Annotated in this window: 16 protein-coding genes and 3 tRNA genes; 2 read left to right on the plus strand and 17 right to left on the minus strand. The window is 39.5% G+C overall.

Annotated features, from left to right (window positions below; translation table 11 throughout):
* The first annotated feature begins 12 nt into the window (after positions 1 to 12).
* On the plus strand, positions 13 to 1,617 hold the full coding sequence (locus NA23_RS05885; protein ID WP_033191853.1) for a phytoene desaturase family protein: 1,605 nt from the start codon (positions 13 to 15) through the stop codon (positions 1,615 to 1,617).
* Between the two features lie 154 nt (positions 1,618 to 1,771).
* Here the strand turns inward: NA23_RS05885 and NA23_RS05890 are convergent, their stop codons facing one another.
* On the minus strand, positions 1,772 to 2,920 hold the full coding sequence (locus NA23_RS05890) for an IS110 family RNA-guided transposase (protein ID WP_011994508.1): 1,149 nt from the start codon (positions 2,918 to 2,920) through the stop codon (positions 1,772 to 1,774).
* 238 nt (positions 2,921 to 3,158) lie between these two features.
* Here NA23_RS05890 and NA23_RS05895 point away from each other — a divergent pair, with 238 nt between their 5' ends.
* Positions 3,159 to 3,986: an SDH family Clp fold serine proteinase gene (locus NA23_RS05895; RefSeq protein WP_033191854.1), complete on the plus strand. Its 828-nt coding sequence runs from the start codon at positions 3,159 to 3,161 to the stop codon at positions 3,984 to 3,986.
* A 44-nt stretch (positions 3,987 to 4,030) separates the two neighbouring features.
* Here the strand turns inward: NA23_RS05895 and NA23_RS05900 are convergent, their stop codons facing one another.
* From NA23_RS05900 to NA23_RS05975, 16 genes are all read right to left on the minus strand, one after another.
* Positions 4,031 to 6,664 (minus strand): hypothetical protein, encoded by a 2,634-nt coding sequence (locus tag NA23_RS05900; RefSeq protein WP_033191855.1) that lies wholly within the window; start codon positions 6,662 to 6,664, stop codon positions 4,031 to 4,033.
* A 40-nt stretch (positions 6,665 to 6,704) separates the two neighbouring features.
* Entirely contained in the window at positions 6,705 to 7,556 is an 852-nt protein-coding gene (locus NA23_RS05905) for an ABC transporter ATP-binding protein (protein WP_236938329.1), read from the minus strand.
* A gap of 3 nt (positions 7,557 to 7,559) precedes the next feature.
* A complete protein-coding gene (locus NA23_RS05910) occupies positions 7,560 to 8,150 on the minus strand; it encodes a hypothetical protein (protein WP_052107171.1) in 591 nt (196 codons plus the stop codon).
* Positions 8,143 to 8,544 (minus strand): GntR family transcriptional regulator, encoded by a 402-nt coding sequence (locus NA23_RS05915; protein WP_052107172.1) that lies wholly within the window; start codon positions 8,542 to 8,544, stop codon positions 8,143 to 8,145. The genes NA23_RS05910 and NA23_RS05915 overlap by 8 nt, the downstream gene beginning before the upstream one ends.
* Positions 8,541 to 9,488: a hypothetical protein gene (locus tag NA23_RS05920; protein WP_033191856.1), complete on the minus strand. Its 948-nt coding sequence runs from the start codon at positions 9,486 to 9,488 to the stop codon at positions 8,541 to 8,543. The genes NA23_RS05915 and NA23_RS05920 overlap by 4 nt, the downstream gene beginning before the upstream one ends.
* A 252-nt stretch (positions 9,489 to 9,740) precedes the next feature.
* Positions 9,741 to 10,448: a 50S ribosomal protein L1 gene (gene rplA / locus NA23_RS05925; protein WP_033191857.1), complete on the minus strand. Its 708-nt coding sequence runs from the start codon at positions 10,446 to 10,448 to the stop codon at positions 9,741 to 9,743.
* Positions 10,449 to 10,471: 23 nt separating this feature from the next.
* The gene (gene rplK / locus NA23_RS05930; RefSeq protein WP_033191858.1) at positions 10,472 to 10,897 is read right to left on the minus strand and encodes a 50S ribosomal protein L11; all 426 of its coding nucleotides are present in this window, start codon (positions 10,895 to 10,897) and stop codon (positions 10,472 to 10,474) included.
* A 78-nt stretch (positions 10,898 to 10,975) separates the two neighbouring features.
* Entirely contained in the window at positions 10,976 to 12,043 is a 1,068-nt protein-coding gene (gene nusG, locus NA23_RS05935) for a transcription termination/antitermination protein NusG (RefSeq protein WP_033191859.1), read from the minus strand.
* A gap of 12 nt (positions 12,044 to 12,055) precedes the next feature.
* A complete protein-coding gene (gene secE, locus NA23_RS05940) occupies positions 12,056 to 12,244 on the minus strand; it encodes a preprotein translocase subunit SecE (protein ID WP_033191860.1) in 189 nt (62 codons plus the stop codon).
* Between the two features lie 72 nt (positions 12,245 to 12,316).
* Positions 12,317 to 12,392 (minus strand) — tRNA-Trp (locus NA23_RS05945).
* Positions 12,393 to 12,436: 44 nt separating this feature from the next.
* Positions 12,437 to 12,586, minus strand: a complete 150-nt coding sequence (gene rpmG, locus NA23_RS05950) for a 50S ribosomal protein L33 (RefSeq protein ID WP_033191861.1) — start codon at positions 12,584 to 12,586, stop codon at positions 12,437 to 12,439.
* A 29-nt stretch (positions 12,587 to 12,615) separates the two neighbouring features.
* Positions 12,616 to 12,702, minus strand: a tRNA-Tyr gene (locus tag NA23_RS05955).
* A gap of 14 nt (positions 12,703 to 12,716) precedes the next feature.
* Positions 12,717 to 12,793, minus strand: a tRNA-Thr gene (locus NA23_RS05960).
* 514 nt (positions 12,794 to 13,307) lie between these two features.
* Positions 13,308 to 14,759: an outer membrane protein assembly factor BamB family protein gene (locus NA23_RS05965; protein WP_176759509.1), complete on the minus strand. Its 1,452-nt coding sequence runs from the start codon at positions 14,757 to 14,759 to the stop codon at positions 13,308 to 13,310.
* Between the two features lie 300 nt (positions 14,760 to 15,059).
* Positions 15,060 to 15,485: an OsmC family protein gene (locus NA23_RS05970; protein WP_033191862.1), complete on the minus strand. Its 426-nt coding sequence runs from the start codon at positions 15,483 to 15,485 to the stop codon at positions 15,060 to 15,062.
* Positions 15,486 to 15,512: 27 nt separating this feature from the next.
* Positions 15,513 to 16,160 carry a cytochrome c biogenesis CcdA family protein gene (locus tag NA23_RS05975; RefSeq protein WP_033191863.1) on the minus strand — a complete coding sequence of 216 codons (648 nt, stop codon included), beginning with the start codon at positions 16,158 to 16,160 and terminating at the stop codon, positions 15,513 to 15,515.
* Positions 16,161 to 16,172 lie beyond the last annotated feature (12 nt).

The following is a 16,172-nucleotide window of genomic DNA, read 5'->3' on the forward strand; positions in this document are numbered from 1 at the left end:
GAGGTGAAAAAGATGCCTAAAAAACGAGAAAAAAAGGTTTTAGTAGTTGGTGGTGGAATAGCTGGTCTTACAGCAGGTGTATACCTCGCAAAGAAAGGTTACGCTGTTAAGGTGATTGAGAAATACGAGAAATGTGGAGGATTGGTCAACACCTTCGAATACGAAGGTTTTAAACTGGAAGGTGGTGCTCGCGCACTTGTAAATGCTGGTGTAATTATCCCTATGATTGAAGACCTTGGCTTGGACATAGAGATTTTAAGAAATCCAATCTCTGTAGGTGTCGAAGACAAGATAATGCGTGTTACTGACACCAGAAGCTTGGAAGAGTACGGACAACTTTTGAAACAGTTATACCCTCAAGCAGAAAAGGAAGTAGATGAGCTGATAAAGGTTGAGAAAGAGATACTTGAATATATGAAAATACTCTACGGAGTTGACAATCCGCTGTTTTCTTTCAATAAAATAAAGGAAGAAGGTAAGTTACTCGAAATGATGCCAAGATACCTTCTTTGGTTTTTTAAATTCTTGAAGACCGTTAAGAAAATCAACGAATTAAACGACCCTGTGGAAGAATATATATCAAGATTTGTCAAAAATCCTTCGTTGAGGGATATTGTGATTCAACATTTCTTCAGGGGAACTCCTTCGTTCTTTGCATTAAGCTATTTCTATCTGTATCTCGATTACATATACCCAAAAGGTGGCGTTGGCACCTTCCCACAAAAACTTGCCGAAAAAATTACTGAACTCGGAGGACAAATCCTTACCAGCACTGCAGTCACAAAAGTTATTCCGTCGAAGAATATAGTTATCGATGATAAAGATAATTCACATGAATACGATTCAATGATATGGGCTACAGATCTTAAAACGTTCTACAAAATCCTCGATACAACAGCGCTATCAAATTCTTTGGTAAGTAAATTAGAAAAAGAAAAACAACGTGTACTAAAGGCCCGAGGTGCAGAGTCGGTACTAACTTTTTACTTAGGTGTAGATGAACCCGTCGAAACGTTCGCTAAAATCTCAACTGGACATTTCTTTTATACGCCTCTTAGACAAGGTCTTGGCGAACTTAATCGCTCAAAAGTTAAATACATAGTGAAAAACTACGAAAATCTGAGCAAAAAGGAAATACTAAATTGGCTCGAAGATTTTATCAAATTCAATACTTATGAAATATCGATCCCGGCGTTGCGAGACTTATCGATGGTACCCGAAAACAAGACCGGTTTGATCGTGAGTATGTTATTTGATTACGGCGTTGTTAAGAAGATAAGGGACGATGGTTGGTACGAAGAATTCAAACAAAAAGCGGAGGAAATGATTATCGATAATCTCGCCAGCACGATATATCCATTCTTAAAAAACAAAATACTTTTCAAATTCACCTCGACGCCTTTGACAATTGAACGAATTTACGGAACTTCGGATGGCTCGATTGTAGGATGGTCTTTCGAGGATCCCATTCCCGTACCTTCCGGTATGTTTAGCATGAAATCAGCTATAAGAACACCGATTGACAACATATACAAAGCGGGAAAATGGGCATACGCACCAGCAGGCGTGCCAACTGCAATAATTACGGGGAAATTGGCAGCGGATGTGATAAAATAGACTTTTAGAAAGGATTATCATCAAACCAAAAGATTTCCGGTAATAAGTCAAGAGGAGAAAAAATAGAAAAATAAAAAACCTAGTCAACACTTTGACTTTCAATAACTTAATATTTCACTTTCATTCTTCACATACTTGATTTCGTTCTTTTTACCTATTTCATCGGTACATACGGTACGTTGTTCTTTAGTAAATAATACACTAAATTTACTAATTTCCTTGCAGTTAATATTAGCGCTCTCATGTGTTTGTGTGTTGTTGCTTCTGCGTACTTTTTGCGATAATATTCTTTGTATACAGGATCGTATGTCTTTACTCCGTTCGCTGCCATTACTAGGTATGTTCTTAGATACTTGTTCCCTTTTTTCGTTAGTTGGTTGTTTTCTGATTTGTAATTTCCACTTTGATTGATTGTCCATACAAGCCCTGCGTATGATGCTAACGCTGAGGCTTTTTCGAAACGATTGATGTCTCCTATTTCGGCTATAATTCCAGCTGCAGTTATTTCTCCTATCCCTTTGACTGTTGTTAGTGTGTTCGAAATTACTTTAAGTAATTTACTTATTTCTTTCTTTACTAGTTCGATTTGTTTTTCATAGTGCTGTATCAAATCGATAGTGGAAACAATAGATATTCTCAGAGTGTTTGAAGGATTAACAGACAACCTCAAGGCATCTTTAGCAAGAGTTTGGAGTTTTTCTGCTAAGACTTGTGAAGAGACATTGTGTCTGGAAATTTTCGCAATATATTCAAATAACTCTTCAATTGGCATGTTTGCGATTTCTTCGATTGTATAATCTTTAAGCAGGCATTCGAAAGTCTTATTTAGTTTAAAGTCAAGTTTAGGGAAATAAAGAGAAACATACGAATAGAGCCTAAGTTTCAATCGAGCGATATCTTCGTTGAACTTTAAATAAAGTCTGGTGAGATTACGAAGCTCAGAGATGATATATGAGTTATTGACAAAAGGGACTAAAGACTCAGGAAATTTAGAAGCGATAGAGAAAATAAGTTCAGCATCGATTTTGTCAGTTTTAGGACGATTGAGAATTTTGCGATAGAGCTTAATGTTATCAGTTTTAACCCAAAAGACAGGTACGTTGTTTTGAAAGAAGAAGTTAGCGACATTAAAAGAAAAAACACCAGTTGATTCAAGGACAAGAGAAAAATCGGAAGAAGAAGCAAAAGCTTTGTTAAAAAGTTCAACAATACCTTGAGGAGAGTTCTCAACAGTCCCACTACCGATGAAATCAGAAAAGAAAGAAAGATAGTTCTTTGAGACATCAATAGCTAAAATAGCCAAAGGAATCACCTCCGGATTGAGTACAGCCTTACAACCTCGCGGTACATAAGAAAACGAGGCAAAACATTTTCCGGCAAGTAAAAAGCTGTACTCTAGTTAGGCAATCTTATTTAAGAGAACAAAGTCTCAAGGAGGGGCAACCTGAAACTATTTTACCAGAGGTGTTAAAAAATATGCATTCAATTTTCAAAGACCAATTTTAATTTTTACCGAACTTATTATACGAGGAGGGAAAGGTATGCTTGATATCTTCACGATTATTTTCCAGATATTTTGGATGGTTCTCATATTCTCCTCATTTGCACCACTTTTTAAGAACTTTTCTTTGCATTCTGCACGCGAGGCGATTATAAGACAGATTGAACAGAAAAGAAAGAGCAGAGTCATAACGCTCATTCATAGGCAAGAATCATTGAGTTTCTTCGGTTTTGGTATAAGGAAGTTCATCGATATCGAAGATTCCGAGGAAGTTTTGAGGGCAATCAAGATGACTCCGGATGATATGCCTATCGATTTCATCATCCACACTCCGGGCGGGCTTGTGCTCGCAGCAGAGCAAATTGCCAACGCACTTAGAAAACACAAAGGAAAGGTCACCGTTTTTGTTCCACATTATGCGATGTCTGGAGGAACGTTGATAGCGCTTGCTGCCGATGAAATTGTTATGGATGAAAACGCCGTGCTTGGTCCTGTAGACCCGCAGTTGGGACAATATCCAGCAGCTTCTATTTTGTCGGTTCTTGAAAAGAAGAACATAAACGATATCGATGACCAGACTTTGATACTGGCTGATATCGCTCAGAAAGCGATGAAACAGATGAAGGAATACGTGACTGACCTGCTAAAGGAAAAATACCCCGACAAAGCCGAAAAGCTCGCCGAAGACCTTGTAAGTGGAAAGTGGACGCACGATTATCCTATCACTGTTGAGAAAGCCAGAGAGCTTGGGATAAAGGTCTCCACCGACATGCCAAAAGAAATCTACGCTCTGATGAGCCTTTACAAAAATCCAACCTCAGGAAAGCCATCGGTCAACTATGTTCCTATAAACTACAAAAACGAATAACTGAAAATTTTCCATAAAAACAGCGGCCTTCCAGCCGCTGTTTTTCATTGATTACCTGTTTCCAGCACAAAGGAAAGTAAAGGTACCGGAAATCCATGCGGTGAAGAATTGAGACCTATGTAGAATATATACTGCTGATTTTCATCAACTGGTTTAGTCATTTCAGAAAAAGGAACAAACATACCAACCGATGGATATACTTTGAGCCCCTGAACGTAGGTCTCGACAAAGAAGTGCGTATAAATTCCTGCCGACAATAAACCTTCAGTCGAAGGATTCATCACTCCAACTGTAATTCCGCTGTTTCTTACATATAGCAGATTCCCGAACAGGAAAGCATTATCCGTAAACAATGTCGAGGCTAACGACATATCATAAGATGTCTTATCAATAGAACTTAACTTTGTTGCCAGTCTTCCTTCGAACGTGACATCGTTCGTTAGTGCCAGTCCCAAATAGCCATATCCATAAAGATTTGATAGCAGGTTATTCGAATTAAACAAATCTTCAATTTTGTCGTTGCTCAAAAGCATGAATAACTGCGCCTTATACGGAAAACCAAAAGCATACGAAGTAATTAGAGCGCCTAATCCAACATTGTTTTTTAACACTGTTGGCACATTCACCGTAAAAAGGCTGAACAAGGAATCAATAAGACCGATATTTTGGGTTTTGAAACTAAACGTTAGATAACCATACAAATCTGTAATTGGGCTGAGAGTAAATCCACCCAGTCTAAATACACCAGAAAGGTTGTAGTCGTTTGTTGGATAAAAATAACTTGCAAAAGTTTCATAGAAATCCTTTGACGTATACCAAGCTATATACTGTGAGTAATCCACACTGTAATCGTACTCTGACATTCTTAAATCAAATATTGGTGTTAAAATCAAGAAACTATCATTCTCAACGTTTCCAAAAGTAAAAATCATATATGCTCTGTGCACTTCTGCATCAGTCTCATAGCCGTACTCGTACATCGGTATCCAAGTCAACGGTTGCATCATTTTTTGAAGTCTGAACGTCAATTCTGAGCCATATTTGAACTGCTTTTCAGTAAATTCAAACTTGAACTCGCGCTTAACAAGTTCTGCAGAATCCTTGGAAACTTTAACCTTATATACACCTGTACCTGTGTTGAGCGAATATGGAATGTAACTGACGTAGTAAATATCTTCACCATCTATATAAAAATCGTACACGAGCATATCTTCACCGAGTTTGTACAGTTTACTTTCCAACAAATCATAGTAATACGGATTAACGTACTTTCCATCAACTCTTGTAAAAATCAGTCCATTATTCCAAAATCTAAGGTACGGTCCTTTCATTGCATCATCGTCAATTACTATTCTTTCTTTTGATAAGGTATCGTACACTATTATCTGATAATCGGACGTAAGGATTGCCAACTTACCATCTTTTGCATCCATGTAGGCAACGTACTTATCAAGCGTTATATCGAACCCTTCTGCCCGAATTGTCGTTTGCATTTTCCTTGTATCGTATCGAGCAGTATACAACTTGCCCTTATCAATTGCGAATGCAGAAATCTTACCTGTAGCAAGCAATTTGCCAGAAGAAATATCCCAGATTTGGTTTTCGTAGTTTCCAAAGCTTTCAGCCTTTGTCAATACGTAGGTTGTTTTATCGACGTACTTTATATCAACGGCTATCAAGTTTTTGCTCGACTGAATTTTTCCTTTTTTATCGATCACAATCAACCTTGGATTGACGGTACCGATATATGATGTTGCAGGTCCGTATTCATTTAGATAGACAGCCAATTTACCATCAACCAAATCGAGCTTATAAATCTTCGAATTTGGTGCTTTGTACACCAAACTTCCTTCCGTGTAATTCAACTTCGTTAGAGATCTTATCCAGTCTGTGTAAAGCTCATCAAACGGTTTTCCGAACACCTTTTCAAACACATCCTTGTACTTAGTGCCTACTTCAAAATCAGGAATAATTGTTGAGGTAAGCTCTATATATTTCTTAACCTTTTCTATTCCATAACTATCAACAAGGTACTTGTAGAAGCCCGCCGTATAGTTGTAGTAAAGTTGCCCACCACGATAGTCATCCCAAGGCATCAATTCCTTGTAAGTAAATGATGGAAAGTTCTGTATAGAATAATAGTACAGTCCGTCAGATACGTACGGATTATTTAACCTGCCGGAGTTTTTCGAGAACGAGCTCTCAGCAAAAACTGTTGTACCTTCTACAAAAGGCCCATACAGCTGAGGTAGATATGGAAATCCTGTGAGTATACTGAAAATCTTAGTAAAAATATCCTGATATGTGAGATGAACCATGTGAGTAAACTCATGTATAATCAAGTAGGTATACCAATCTTCAAGCGGTAGTTCGAAGGCAATCCAACTTTCCGGTGGCCACATGTAGAGCGTTATCGTTCTGTGGAAAAGTGGCATCGTGTATCCGTTGCTTATCGTACCTTTGTCCTCCAAAACAATGGTAATCCTTCCAGGATCGTTTCCAATTAAATCGATTACCTGCTGCCTGATATTTTCGAATATCTTTCCAACGAGTTTGGCGTTCTCTTCATATCCTTCGGGATAAACAACGTCCGCATGTTCAAAGTGTAGAACTCCGGAAAACAGGTTTGAAGAAAAAATCAACAAAAGAAACACCCAAATTAAGAACGACCTATTCACCCAGTCCACCCCCCAAAACTTTGTTGAATGAATACAAACATCACTTCTTTCCTGTTAAGTATCCCACGACGATTTCTTGGAACTTAGGGAATCTTCCACTTTCGGTAACTTCACCACTCACTCTCACTAATATTTCATCCCCGACAATACCAATTATATCACCAGTACCAATGCTTTCACCTGCTCTAAAAACCCTGTGCTTTTCTTTGGCACTGTCAATCGAATCCGTATAAATTACCTTGCCCGCATTGATTATCGCAAATTCTGTAGCATATTCTTCCAATTCAAACATTTCGTGTGATGAAACAATGCAGCTTTTCCCACTGGAAGCGTACTCTTTAATGAGTCTCATCACCTCATACCTTACCGTTGGGTCAAGATGTTGGGTAGGTTCATCAAGTATCAGTAATTCAGCATTTGTTGATATGGCTAACACAACAAGAAAAAGCGTCTTCATTCCAATGGAATAAGTTTCCACGCGCTGCGAAAAGTCGAAATTGTACTTTGCAACGAGTCTATTAAACACTTCCCCATCCCATTGCGGATAAACCGAAGAGTACAACCTTTCATAATCGTATGCGGTGAAATTTCGGAAGACCTGTCTATCTTCAGAAACAGCAGCTATTTTTCGTTTCGTAACGGCGTTTATTTTCTCACCCATGAATTCGACAATTCCAGAATCAGCATCGATAGCCTTGAGGATACACCTAATCGTCGTTGTTTTCCCAGCCCCGTTTGGACCTATAAGTGCAAAAATACTACCTTTCTTTACATCAAACGAAACATCTGCTAACACCTGCTTATTATTAAACCTCTTGCTGATTTTTCTCACAGAAAGCATAACTTCAGAATCACTCTTAAGACTATCCAGTTCAGTATTTAAATATTCCATAAATCACTCGCCCCCTTTCTTGGTAACAGAAAGATATCCAATGTACAGACAGATTGCGGCAAAAATTGCCGAAGCTAAAACACTTTCCTGTCTAATGGGACTGATGAGCCTGTAGGGATTGTATAAATGCTTCGTTGAATAACTGCCTATCGAACCAAGCACGACATCTACAAGAAGAATTAGGAACAAACTTCCAAACGGATCAAAAGATAAATAATTAACGAACACAAAAGAAAGTCCCAAGTAAGCACTGAGGAATATGAGTGAAGATAAAACATCTTTAAGAAACAGCGAAAGACTATCGTAAAAAGGCATACCAACAAGGCTTGTAATTACCGTTATTAATACCAGAAAACCAAACCCAAACCAGTAAACAAGTTCCTTCGTATACGGCAAGAATAACAAGAGGTCTAAGCGTCTATTCTTAAGGTCTGATAGGATTGCAAATAGTATCCCGAAGAAAAGTCCAACCAATTTCCACGAATTTCCAGGCAGTAACATTAGAACAAAAAAAATAAGCAAAGCTCCGAATTTTTCTTTGAACTGCTTGTGTAAATACTCGTTGAACAACGCCAAATAGTATTTGTCAAACATTCTTCCACACCTCCTCAATTATCGTCAAAAGCGTCAGCATATCAATTCCACTCTCTTTTACCTTTTTTATCACGTTGCAAAGTTCCGAAATAGCCTCTTTGTCTATCTTTAGCTCTCCTGATATAAAGTATCCGACACCTTGTTCTGATTCAACTAATCTCTCGTACTTTAACCTTTCTAACGCTTTAAGTACCGTGTTAACATTCACGTCGAATATCCTTTCGAGGTCTCTTACCGCAGGTAACTGCATCCCCAATCTCAGCTCTCCAAGAATTATCTTTGCTTTTATCTGATTAACTATTTGTAAATACGCCGGTACGCCGCTGTGTTTGTCGATCTTTCTAAAAGTTACATGGACACTCTCCAAACTTTCAAAGTTTTCCGATTTGCTCATTCTCTCACAACCTTCACACCAGAAGAATTTATCTGAATGTCGTTGTTTGAACTATTCTTGACACGCAGCGTACCTCCAGTTCCATCAATCTCCAACCTCAAATCGCTTCCGCCAACAAAATCAATCTTACCGTTCACGCCTGTTGCAGATATATCCACAAAACCACAATCTCTAAGCCTTATGTTTAAATTAACACCTACGCTTTGGATGGTAATTCTCTCAGCTGCGAGTTCACCATCGATTTCCACACCAACTGAGTCTATATCTAATTCCTCTGCTGATAGCCTTCCGTTTAAATTAACACCTGTACCATCGAGTTTGATCTTATCAGCGCTGAGTTCGCCATTCATCGACATCCCAACCGTAGAAGCTTCAAACTTTTTCAAACGTTTCCCAAGACTTCCTGATACATCAAGTCTTACGGATGAAATATCAATCTTTTCAACATCTCTTCCACCTAATCTGACAACGTACGTAGATTTCTTGTCACCACCAGTTATCTCAAGAACATCTTCTTTCGGCCTTACCTTCAGCTCTGAAGGAACAACAATACCAGAGTCACCAACGAACTCCAATCGCAATCCGCCATCGATGTTTATAACCAATTCTTCTGGCTCTTCGTAACTTACACTCGGATTGTAAACTCTGCCTGATTGACTTGTAAGCACCTCTGTGAAATTCATTAACCTTCTCAAACCACTTTCACCGGTGGTTGCCAGATACTTAAAACTCTCAGCACTTGCCATAGGAATAAGAAAAAGCAGAACAGCAAGCACTATAAAACCCGTCATCTTGCCTGTGTAAGTCTTGATTATGTAGCCTACAACAACTATCGAAAAAAACGCAAAAACCACCTTAAGTGGTACGTATACTGTAAAAAACCCCAACACACTAAGAACAAGAAGTGCTACCACCAAGTAAAGAACCTTCACAAAATCCTTCATACCGCTACCTCCTTATCGTGCCATTATAATTGTCTTACTGTTATAGTTAAATAGAACATTCAAATTATACTCTTTTACCTCTATGAAATGTGTTTCTTTCCTGTAACTTTTACTGTGATATTATGTTTCCTTTGTGAATTACGATAAAATAACGTTAAGAACTCGGCTTCATCCGTTCACATTTAGTGATATTCAAAGCAAATAAAAAAAGCGGCTCTTTCGAGCCGCCTTTATTAGCTGTAGATTATTTTATTACTTCTTACCTTCTGCAAGCGTGTTCAAGTCAAGCTTAATTCCAGGTCCCATTGTAGAAGCGACAACTGCTTTCTTTATAAAGTTACCCTTCACACCTGCTGGTCTGAGTGCGAGTATCTGTTCGTAAGCAGATTTGATGTTTTCCTTGAGTTTTTCTGGATCGAATGAAGCCTTTCCAACTGGAATGTGGATGTTTCCTGTTTTGTCTGTTCTAACTTCAACTTTACCCTTTTTGAATTCTTGAACTGCCGCTGCAACATCATCTGTAACTGTTCCGGTTTTCGGGTTTGGCATCAAACCTCTTGGACCGAGGACTTTACCAAGCTTACCGATAACCTTCATCATATCTGGTGTTGCAATTGCAACGTCAAAATCAAAGAATCCTTCGTTGGCAATCTTATCGACAAGTTCTTCTCCACCAACGTAGTCTGCTCCAGCCTGCTTTGCCTCTTCCGCTTTTTCGCCTTTTGCGAAGACCAAAACTCTAACGGTTTTACCAGTTCCGTGTGGAAGGCTAATAGTACTTCTTATGTTCTGCTCACTTTTTCTGTAGTCGATGTTTGTCTTTACGTGGAATTCAACTGTTTCGTCAAATTTTGCTGTTGCGGTCTTCTTTGCCAGTTCCACTGCTTCATCAAGAGAATAAGCTTTTTCTCTATCAACAAGTTTCCTTATTTCATTGTATCTCTTGGAGTGCTTAGGCATATTCTAGCCTCCTCCCTTCCGCTTCAGTCTACGACTTCCAGACCCATGCTGCGAGCGGTTCCTTCGATTATTCTCATCGCAGCTTCGATGTCGTTTGCATTGAGGTCTGGCATCTTGAGTTCAGCAATTTCTCTGATTTGCTGTCTTGTCACTTTTCCAACGATCTTTCTCTTCGGTTCCGATGAACCCGAGTTGAGCTTTGCCGCTCTCTTCAGCAAGAAGCTGGCAGGAGGAGTCTTTGTAACGAATGTGAACGACCTGTCATCGTAGACCGTAACGATAACTGGTATAAGCAATCCAGCCTTATCCGCTGTGACTGCGTTGAACTTCTTACAAAATTCCATCAAGTTAACTCCTCTTTGACCCAGGGCAGGACCTACTGGAGGAGCTGGTGTTGCTTTTCCGGCTTCGAGCACAAGCCTAACCTGTGCCACTACTTTCTTTGCCATACAACTTACCTCCCTTTTGTGGTATTTTCGGGCTCTTTGCCCTCCCACTGCGCACAACGCGCACAATTTTTTTGAGCTTTAAATCTTTTCTACTTCACTAACATGTACACTAACCGGTGTTTCTCTTCCAAATATCGTGATATTAACCTTAAGTTCTTGCTTTTCTTCGTCAACTTCTTTAACGACACCAACAAACCCTTCAAACGGACCTGTTATGATCTTCACAGAGTCTCCAGGTTGTATTTCCAGTTCCACCTTTGTAACTTGCGGTTTTGCTTCGTGACGTATTTCCTCAAGACCAGCTAACCTCTTTATATAGTGCACTTCCTGTGTTTTTAGCGGCAGAGGTCTACCACCCGCCGAAACAAATCCCATCACAAATGGTGTACTTCTAACAAATTCCCATGTATGATCGTTCATTATCATCTCAACAAAAAGATACCCTGGATAAAGCTTCTTCTTCTTCGTCTTTTGGATTACTATTTCCCTTCTCGTTGGATACTCAACTATCGCAACACGCCCGGAACTTTTTGCATAAATCTTTCTACCTTCAGCAAGTACCTGACCAGCTTTGACTACAACGCCCTTCTTGCACACGTTGGGATTGAAAACATCAACATGTATTACGTAAACATCTTCATCACCAAGAACCGTTCGAACAACAACACGCTTAACCTTTTCATTTATAGCTACCTTACCATCTATATCACATATATACTCATCGGATGCCGCCAGGAACGTACCTTGGAAGACATTCGTTCCCACACGTAACCCTGATATTGGCTTCGCCGATTCTGGGATAACGTAGGTTTTTGAAAACTTCTTGTCCGTTGTCTCAATAACTATCCTTCTGGCATTTGTTATTTCAACAATCGTTCCATCTCTTCTAACCTTTATTGCCGGTTCTTCTGCCAGCAAGTCACCTTTCTCAACATCCATGCCATTGCTGACATGAAGTTTTGCTTCGTGACTTACGATATGTCGCTCGAGCGATTTACTCGACGTATCAATTACCGTTTCTTCCAAAACGACAACATTAGGGATAATAGATTCGTATCCCTGAGCTTTAATTTTCGCTTCAAGGTTTTCTTTAACTTTGTTTTCATACCCGGTAATGGTATGAATTATATACCATTCTTTTTTCATTATTTATTCACCTCAGAATTTCTGCAACAACACGCCGAGTGTTCCTGAGAAGAGCAGGTCAACTAAGAAAAGATAAACTGAAGAAACTGCTAGAATAAACAAAACTACCCCTGTCGATGCCAGGAGTTCTTCTCTGTTTGGCCACGATGTCTTTTTTGCTTCGCTCTTAACTTCTGCAAAGAACTTCTTAAGCTTTTCCATCGTTATCTCCCCCGATAGCGTTCTGGTTTGAATGCAGATGTTTTGCTCTTATACACTTAGTATTATAAAATTTGGCAGGGGCGGCAGGACTTGAACCCGCAACACCCGATTTTGGAGACCGGTGCTCTGCCAGTTGAGCTACGCCCCTGCGAATAATAAACAATTCAACTGATTTTCTTTAATCGAAAAACATTAAACCTTAGTTTCTGTGTGGAATGTGTGCTTATTGCACTTCGGACAGTATTTCTTAAGTCTGAGTTTGTCCTTTTTGCTCTTTTCTTTCGTCGTGTAGTAATTTCTTGTACCGCACTCTTCGCACTTGAGACCTATCTGAACTCTCATCCCTATTCAGCCTCCTATAAAAAAATATCTGGTGGTGAGGGAAGGATTTGAACCTTCGAAGGCATTCTGCCAGCGGATTTACAGTCCGCCCCCTTTGGCCACTCGGGCACCTCACCACACATCCGTGGTCTGGAGCCAACGGAGGGACTTGAACCCTCAACCTGCTGATTACAAGTCAGCCGCTCTAGCCGGTTGAGCTACGTTGGCTCGCTCATGCGTTAGTTATTATACCTGAGGGGGCATATTTTGTCAATGTTTCAACTGCGTTTAGCTATGTTACATTTTTTCAAAGACGATACTTGAACAAGTGCCAGAAAATATGATACCATACCACGAGAAAAATTCAAGTAGATTTTTAGTTTCAGTAAGCTTTAGCGGTAGTTCTCAAATTCATATATTTCATGCCACTTATCTTGAACCTTCTCTTACCCCATAATGTGTACTAAGCGGACAACCGGGTAGTTTCCTTGTTTGTTTGAAGTGCATATTACACTAACAGTATACCGACTTAAGAAAACTGTTCTTTGGAGATTGTAGCAGAACGTCTATTCGTTATAGCTTTATGAGAGATAAGATGCTGCTTTTTCAGCAATGGCCCTTTATAAATTTTCTTCAGTTCTTCTAAGTTCTTTCCTCTGGTGTAGTATCATTTAATCTCTGAATTCGCTTGCGACATTTATCGATTTTTCATTTTATTAATCTTAGATAAAAGTAAAGTGTTTTAGTTCCTCGTATCCATTTCTGCTCGCAATCCTGTTTTCCACTGCCTGACGTTACCAGTATTTTTTAGATTCCGCCTAAATTTTGGCCATGAGCTGTTTGCTAATCCAAGCGAACTGCTGTATACTGCATACAAATATCCATCTACGCTCCCTATATAGATTATTCCATCTGGCCCCACTGTAGCTGAAGAGGTAATTGAGCTGTCTGTTCTAAACATCCACTTAAGCGAGCCATCCGGGTTTATCGCATATAGATAACCATCATCGCTCCCCACATAAATTGTTCCATCCGATCCTACTGCGGGTGAAGATTGAACATACCATCCTGTTAGAAATCGCCACTTGAGCGTTCCATTCGGGTTTATTGCGTAAAGATAGTTATCCCTAGCTCCCACATATATTGTTCCGTCTCTCCCTATCGCGGGGGAAGAGGTAATACCCCCACCAGTTTCGAACTTCCATTTCTGCGTTCCTTCCGGGTTTACTGCGTACAGATAACCAAGAGAATCTTTATAAGTTCCTATATAAACTGTTCCATCTGCCCCAATCGCTGGCGAGGAGGTGATATAAACCAATTCACCCACGTAAAACTTCCACTTAAGTGTTCCATTTGGGTTTATAGCATATAGATAATCAAATATAGCTCCTACATAAATCGTTCCATCGATCCCCACTGCTGGAGAAGACGTGATAAATGTAGGAGCTATATTTGCGTCAAACCTCCACTTCTCCGTTCCATCCTGATTTATTGCGTACAGATAACCGTTTTCACTTCCTACATAAATCGTTCCATCGTCCGCTATCGCTGGGGAGGAGTAAATACGCCAACCAGTTTCAAACCTCCACTTCTCCGTTCCATCCGGGTTTACTGCATACAGACAATGGTCTTCACTTCCTACATAAATCGTTCCATCTGGTCCTACTGCAGGCGAGGAAAAAACAGAGGACCAAGTTCTGAACCTCCAACTAGGTGTTCCATTCGGATTTACTGCGTACAGATAACCGTCTCCACTTCCTACATAAATCGTTCCATCGTTCCCTATCGCGGGGGAGGAGAAATAGATACCGTTTGTTTGAAACTTCCACTTCGGTGTTCCTTCATTAAGAATGTACACAGTTACGTGCGCTTCGTTTTTATTTCCTGCAACATCATAAGCAATTACTCTCAACGTATAGAACCCATCATTAAGACTGGTTGTATTTAGTATAAACGTACATGGTGACTGTGTATTCTCTGATACTTTTGTTGAATTCACATAAAGCTCTATTCTTGCTATTCCACTTTCATCACTGGCATTTACATTCACACTTATTGTTCCTGAAACTTGCGAGTTGTTTGTTGGTGATGTTATTGTCACTCTTGGTGCTAAGTTGTCTATCGTTTGCGAACATGACACGAGGAAAACTAATGCGAATGCCATTAACGTTCCTGCTATCGCTTTCTTTTTCATAATTTTATGGTTTAAAACGTCACACATGTTAGTATTCGGTAACTCTCCTATTTGTCGATGTGTCGTATACTAAGAACAAGACTTGCATACTATTTGATTTATTGTACCGCGACTACCTTAATTTACAAACTATCTATTTCATTATCCACAAGTTAACCAACACGAATTATTCGAGTATTCCTTTACGTATCGACCTTTCGCAAGACTTTTCTTACAAAATCACGTACTGCCGTGTACTAACCAGTATAAGAAAAAAGCCACCCTTTTTCAAGGATGGCTTTTTTAAAGCTGTTATTCTTTTCACTCGTAGATTATTTCCCAAGTAAATTCAGGAACAGCCTTTTTTAACATTGCAGATACACCACAGTATTTGTCTTGTGAGAGATTAACGGCTTTTTCTACCTGTTCTTTTGGTGGTTCTCCATTGAATTTGAAGAAGTATTTAAGGTGAATCTTCGTGTAGACTTTCGGATGTTCCTGGGATTGTTCGTATTCGACTTCCATCCTAAAGCTTTCTAGCTTATCAATCACCTTCATTTTTCTAAGCAGAGAAACAACATCCATTCCTGTGCAGCCCATTAGCGAATACAGAATTAGTTCCTTAGGTCTTGGACCTGCGTCTCGACCACCAACCGAAGGATCAGAATCGATTATCAAATCATGTCCTGACAGGGTTTTCGAATAAAAAAGCATGCCAGAATAGTAATCCATACGTGCTATTGCCATCAAAATACACCTCCAAAACTTATTTTGTTAGACTTTCATTTTACCTAATATTATTAAGAGCCCAAGTACTATCATAAAAGCTCCACCGATGTATTTAATCCATCTTTCCCAAGAAGGTTTGCCAAATCCCATTGTCAGTGCTTTTGAAATACCAGCTCCTATTGTAAGGAACGGTACTGAAATGCCAAGAGAATATATAAAGAGTAACCATATGCCTTTTGCTACACTTTGCTGGGATGCTATTAATAAAATCGAGGCGAGTATTGGACTACTGCAAGGTATCCAAACAAAACCGATTGCACCACCGAGGACAAACCCACCAACTAAACCTGCGTTCTTGAACTTCCAAACATTTGCCTTCGTACCTTTAAAAAGCTGGAATTCCGCAATGTACATTATTCCAAATATTATTATACCAATTCCTATGATTTTCTCCAAAATGCCCGAGTATTTAGCCAAGAAGCCACCTATGAACGATGACAATCCACCAAGAAGACTGAAGACTATCGAAAAACCCAAAAAGAACCCTATCAATCTCTGTGCTCTCCTTTGCCCTCCGAGCACTATCCCAATGAAACCAGGTATGAGAGGTAAAACGCAAGGGCTAAAAAACGAAAGAAACCCGTGAGCTAAAGCAAGCCACACACTTACGTCTGTAGGTGTTAAGGAAATCATACAATCACCTCA

The sequence above is a fragment of the Fervidobacterium islandicum genome (assembly GCF_000767275.3).
GTDB classification, from domain to species: domain Bacteria; phylum Thermotogota; class Thermotogae; order Thermotogales; family Fervidobacteriaceae; genus Fervidobacterium; species Fervidobacterium islandicum.

Bases quoted from the DNA above. Each gene is read 5' to 3' on its own strand.
- NA23_RS05885 (WP_033191853.1), top strand. From the start codon at position 13: ATGCCTAAAAAACGAGAAAAAAAGGTTTTAGTAGTTGGTGGTGGAATA.
- NA23_RS05895 (WP_033191854.1), top strand. From the start codon at position 3,159: ATGCTTGATATCTTCACGATTATTTTCCAGATATTTTGGATGGTTCTC.
- NA23_RS05905 (WP_236938329.1), bottom strand. From the start codon at position 7,556: ATGGAATATTTAAATACTGAACTGGATAGTCTTAAGAGTGATTCTGAA.
- NA23_RS05910 (WP_052107171.1), bottom strand. From the start codon at position 8,150: ATGTTTGACAAATACTATTTGGCGTTGTTCAACGAGTATTTACACAAG.
- NA23_RS05915 (WP_052107172.1), bottom strand. From the start codon at position 8,544: ATGAGCAAATCGGAAAACTTTGAAAGTTTGGAGAGTGTCCATGTAACT.
- NA23_RS05920 (WP_033191856.1), bottom strand. From the start codon at position 9,488: ATGAAGGATTTTGTGAAGGTTCTTTACTTGGTGGTAGCACTTCTTGTT.
- rplA (WP_033191857.1), bottom strand. From the start codon at position 10,448: ATGCCTAAGCACTCCAAGAGATACAATGAAATAAGGAAACTTGTTGAT.
- rplK (WP_033191858.1), bottom strand. From the start codon at position 10,897: ATGGCAAAGAAAGTAGTGGCACAGGTTAGGCTTGTGCTCGAAGCCGGA.
- nusG (WP_033191859.1), bottom strand. From the start codon at position 12,043: ATGAAAAAAGAATGGTATATAATTCATACCATTACCGGGTATGAAAAC.
- secE (WP_033191860.1), bottom strand. From the start codon at position 12,244: ATGGAAAAGCTTAAGAAGTTCTTTGCAGAAGTTAAGAGCGAAGCAAAA.
- rpmG (WP_033191861.1), bottom strand. From the start codon at position 12,586: ATGAGAGTTCAGATAGGTCTCAAGTGCGAAGAGTGCGGTACAAGAAAT.
- NA23_RS05965 (WP_176759509.1), bottom strand. From the start codon at position 14,759: ATGAAAAAGAAAGCGATAGCAGGAACGTTAATGGCATTCGCATTAGTT.
- NA23_RS05970 (WP_033191862.1), bottom strand. From the start codon at position 15,485: ATGGCAATAGCACGTATGGATTACTATTCTGGCATGCTTTTTTATTCG.
- NA23_RS05975 (WP_033191863.1), bottom strand. From the start codon at position 16,160: ATGATTTCCTTAACACCTACAGACGTAAGTGTGTGGCTTGCTTTAGCT.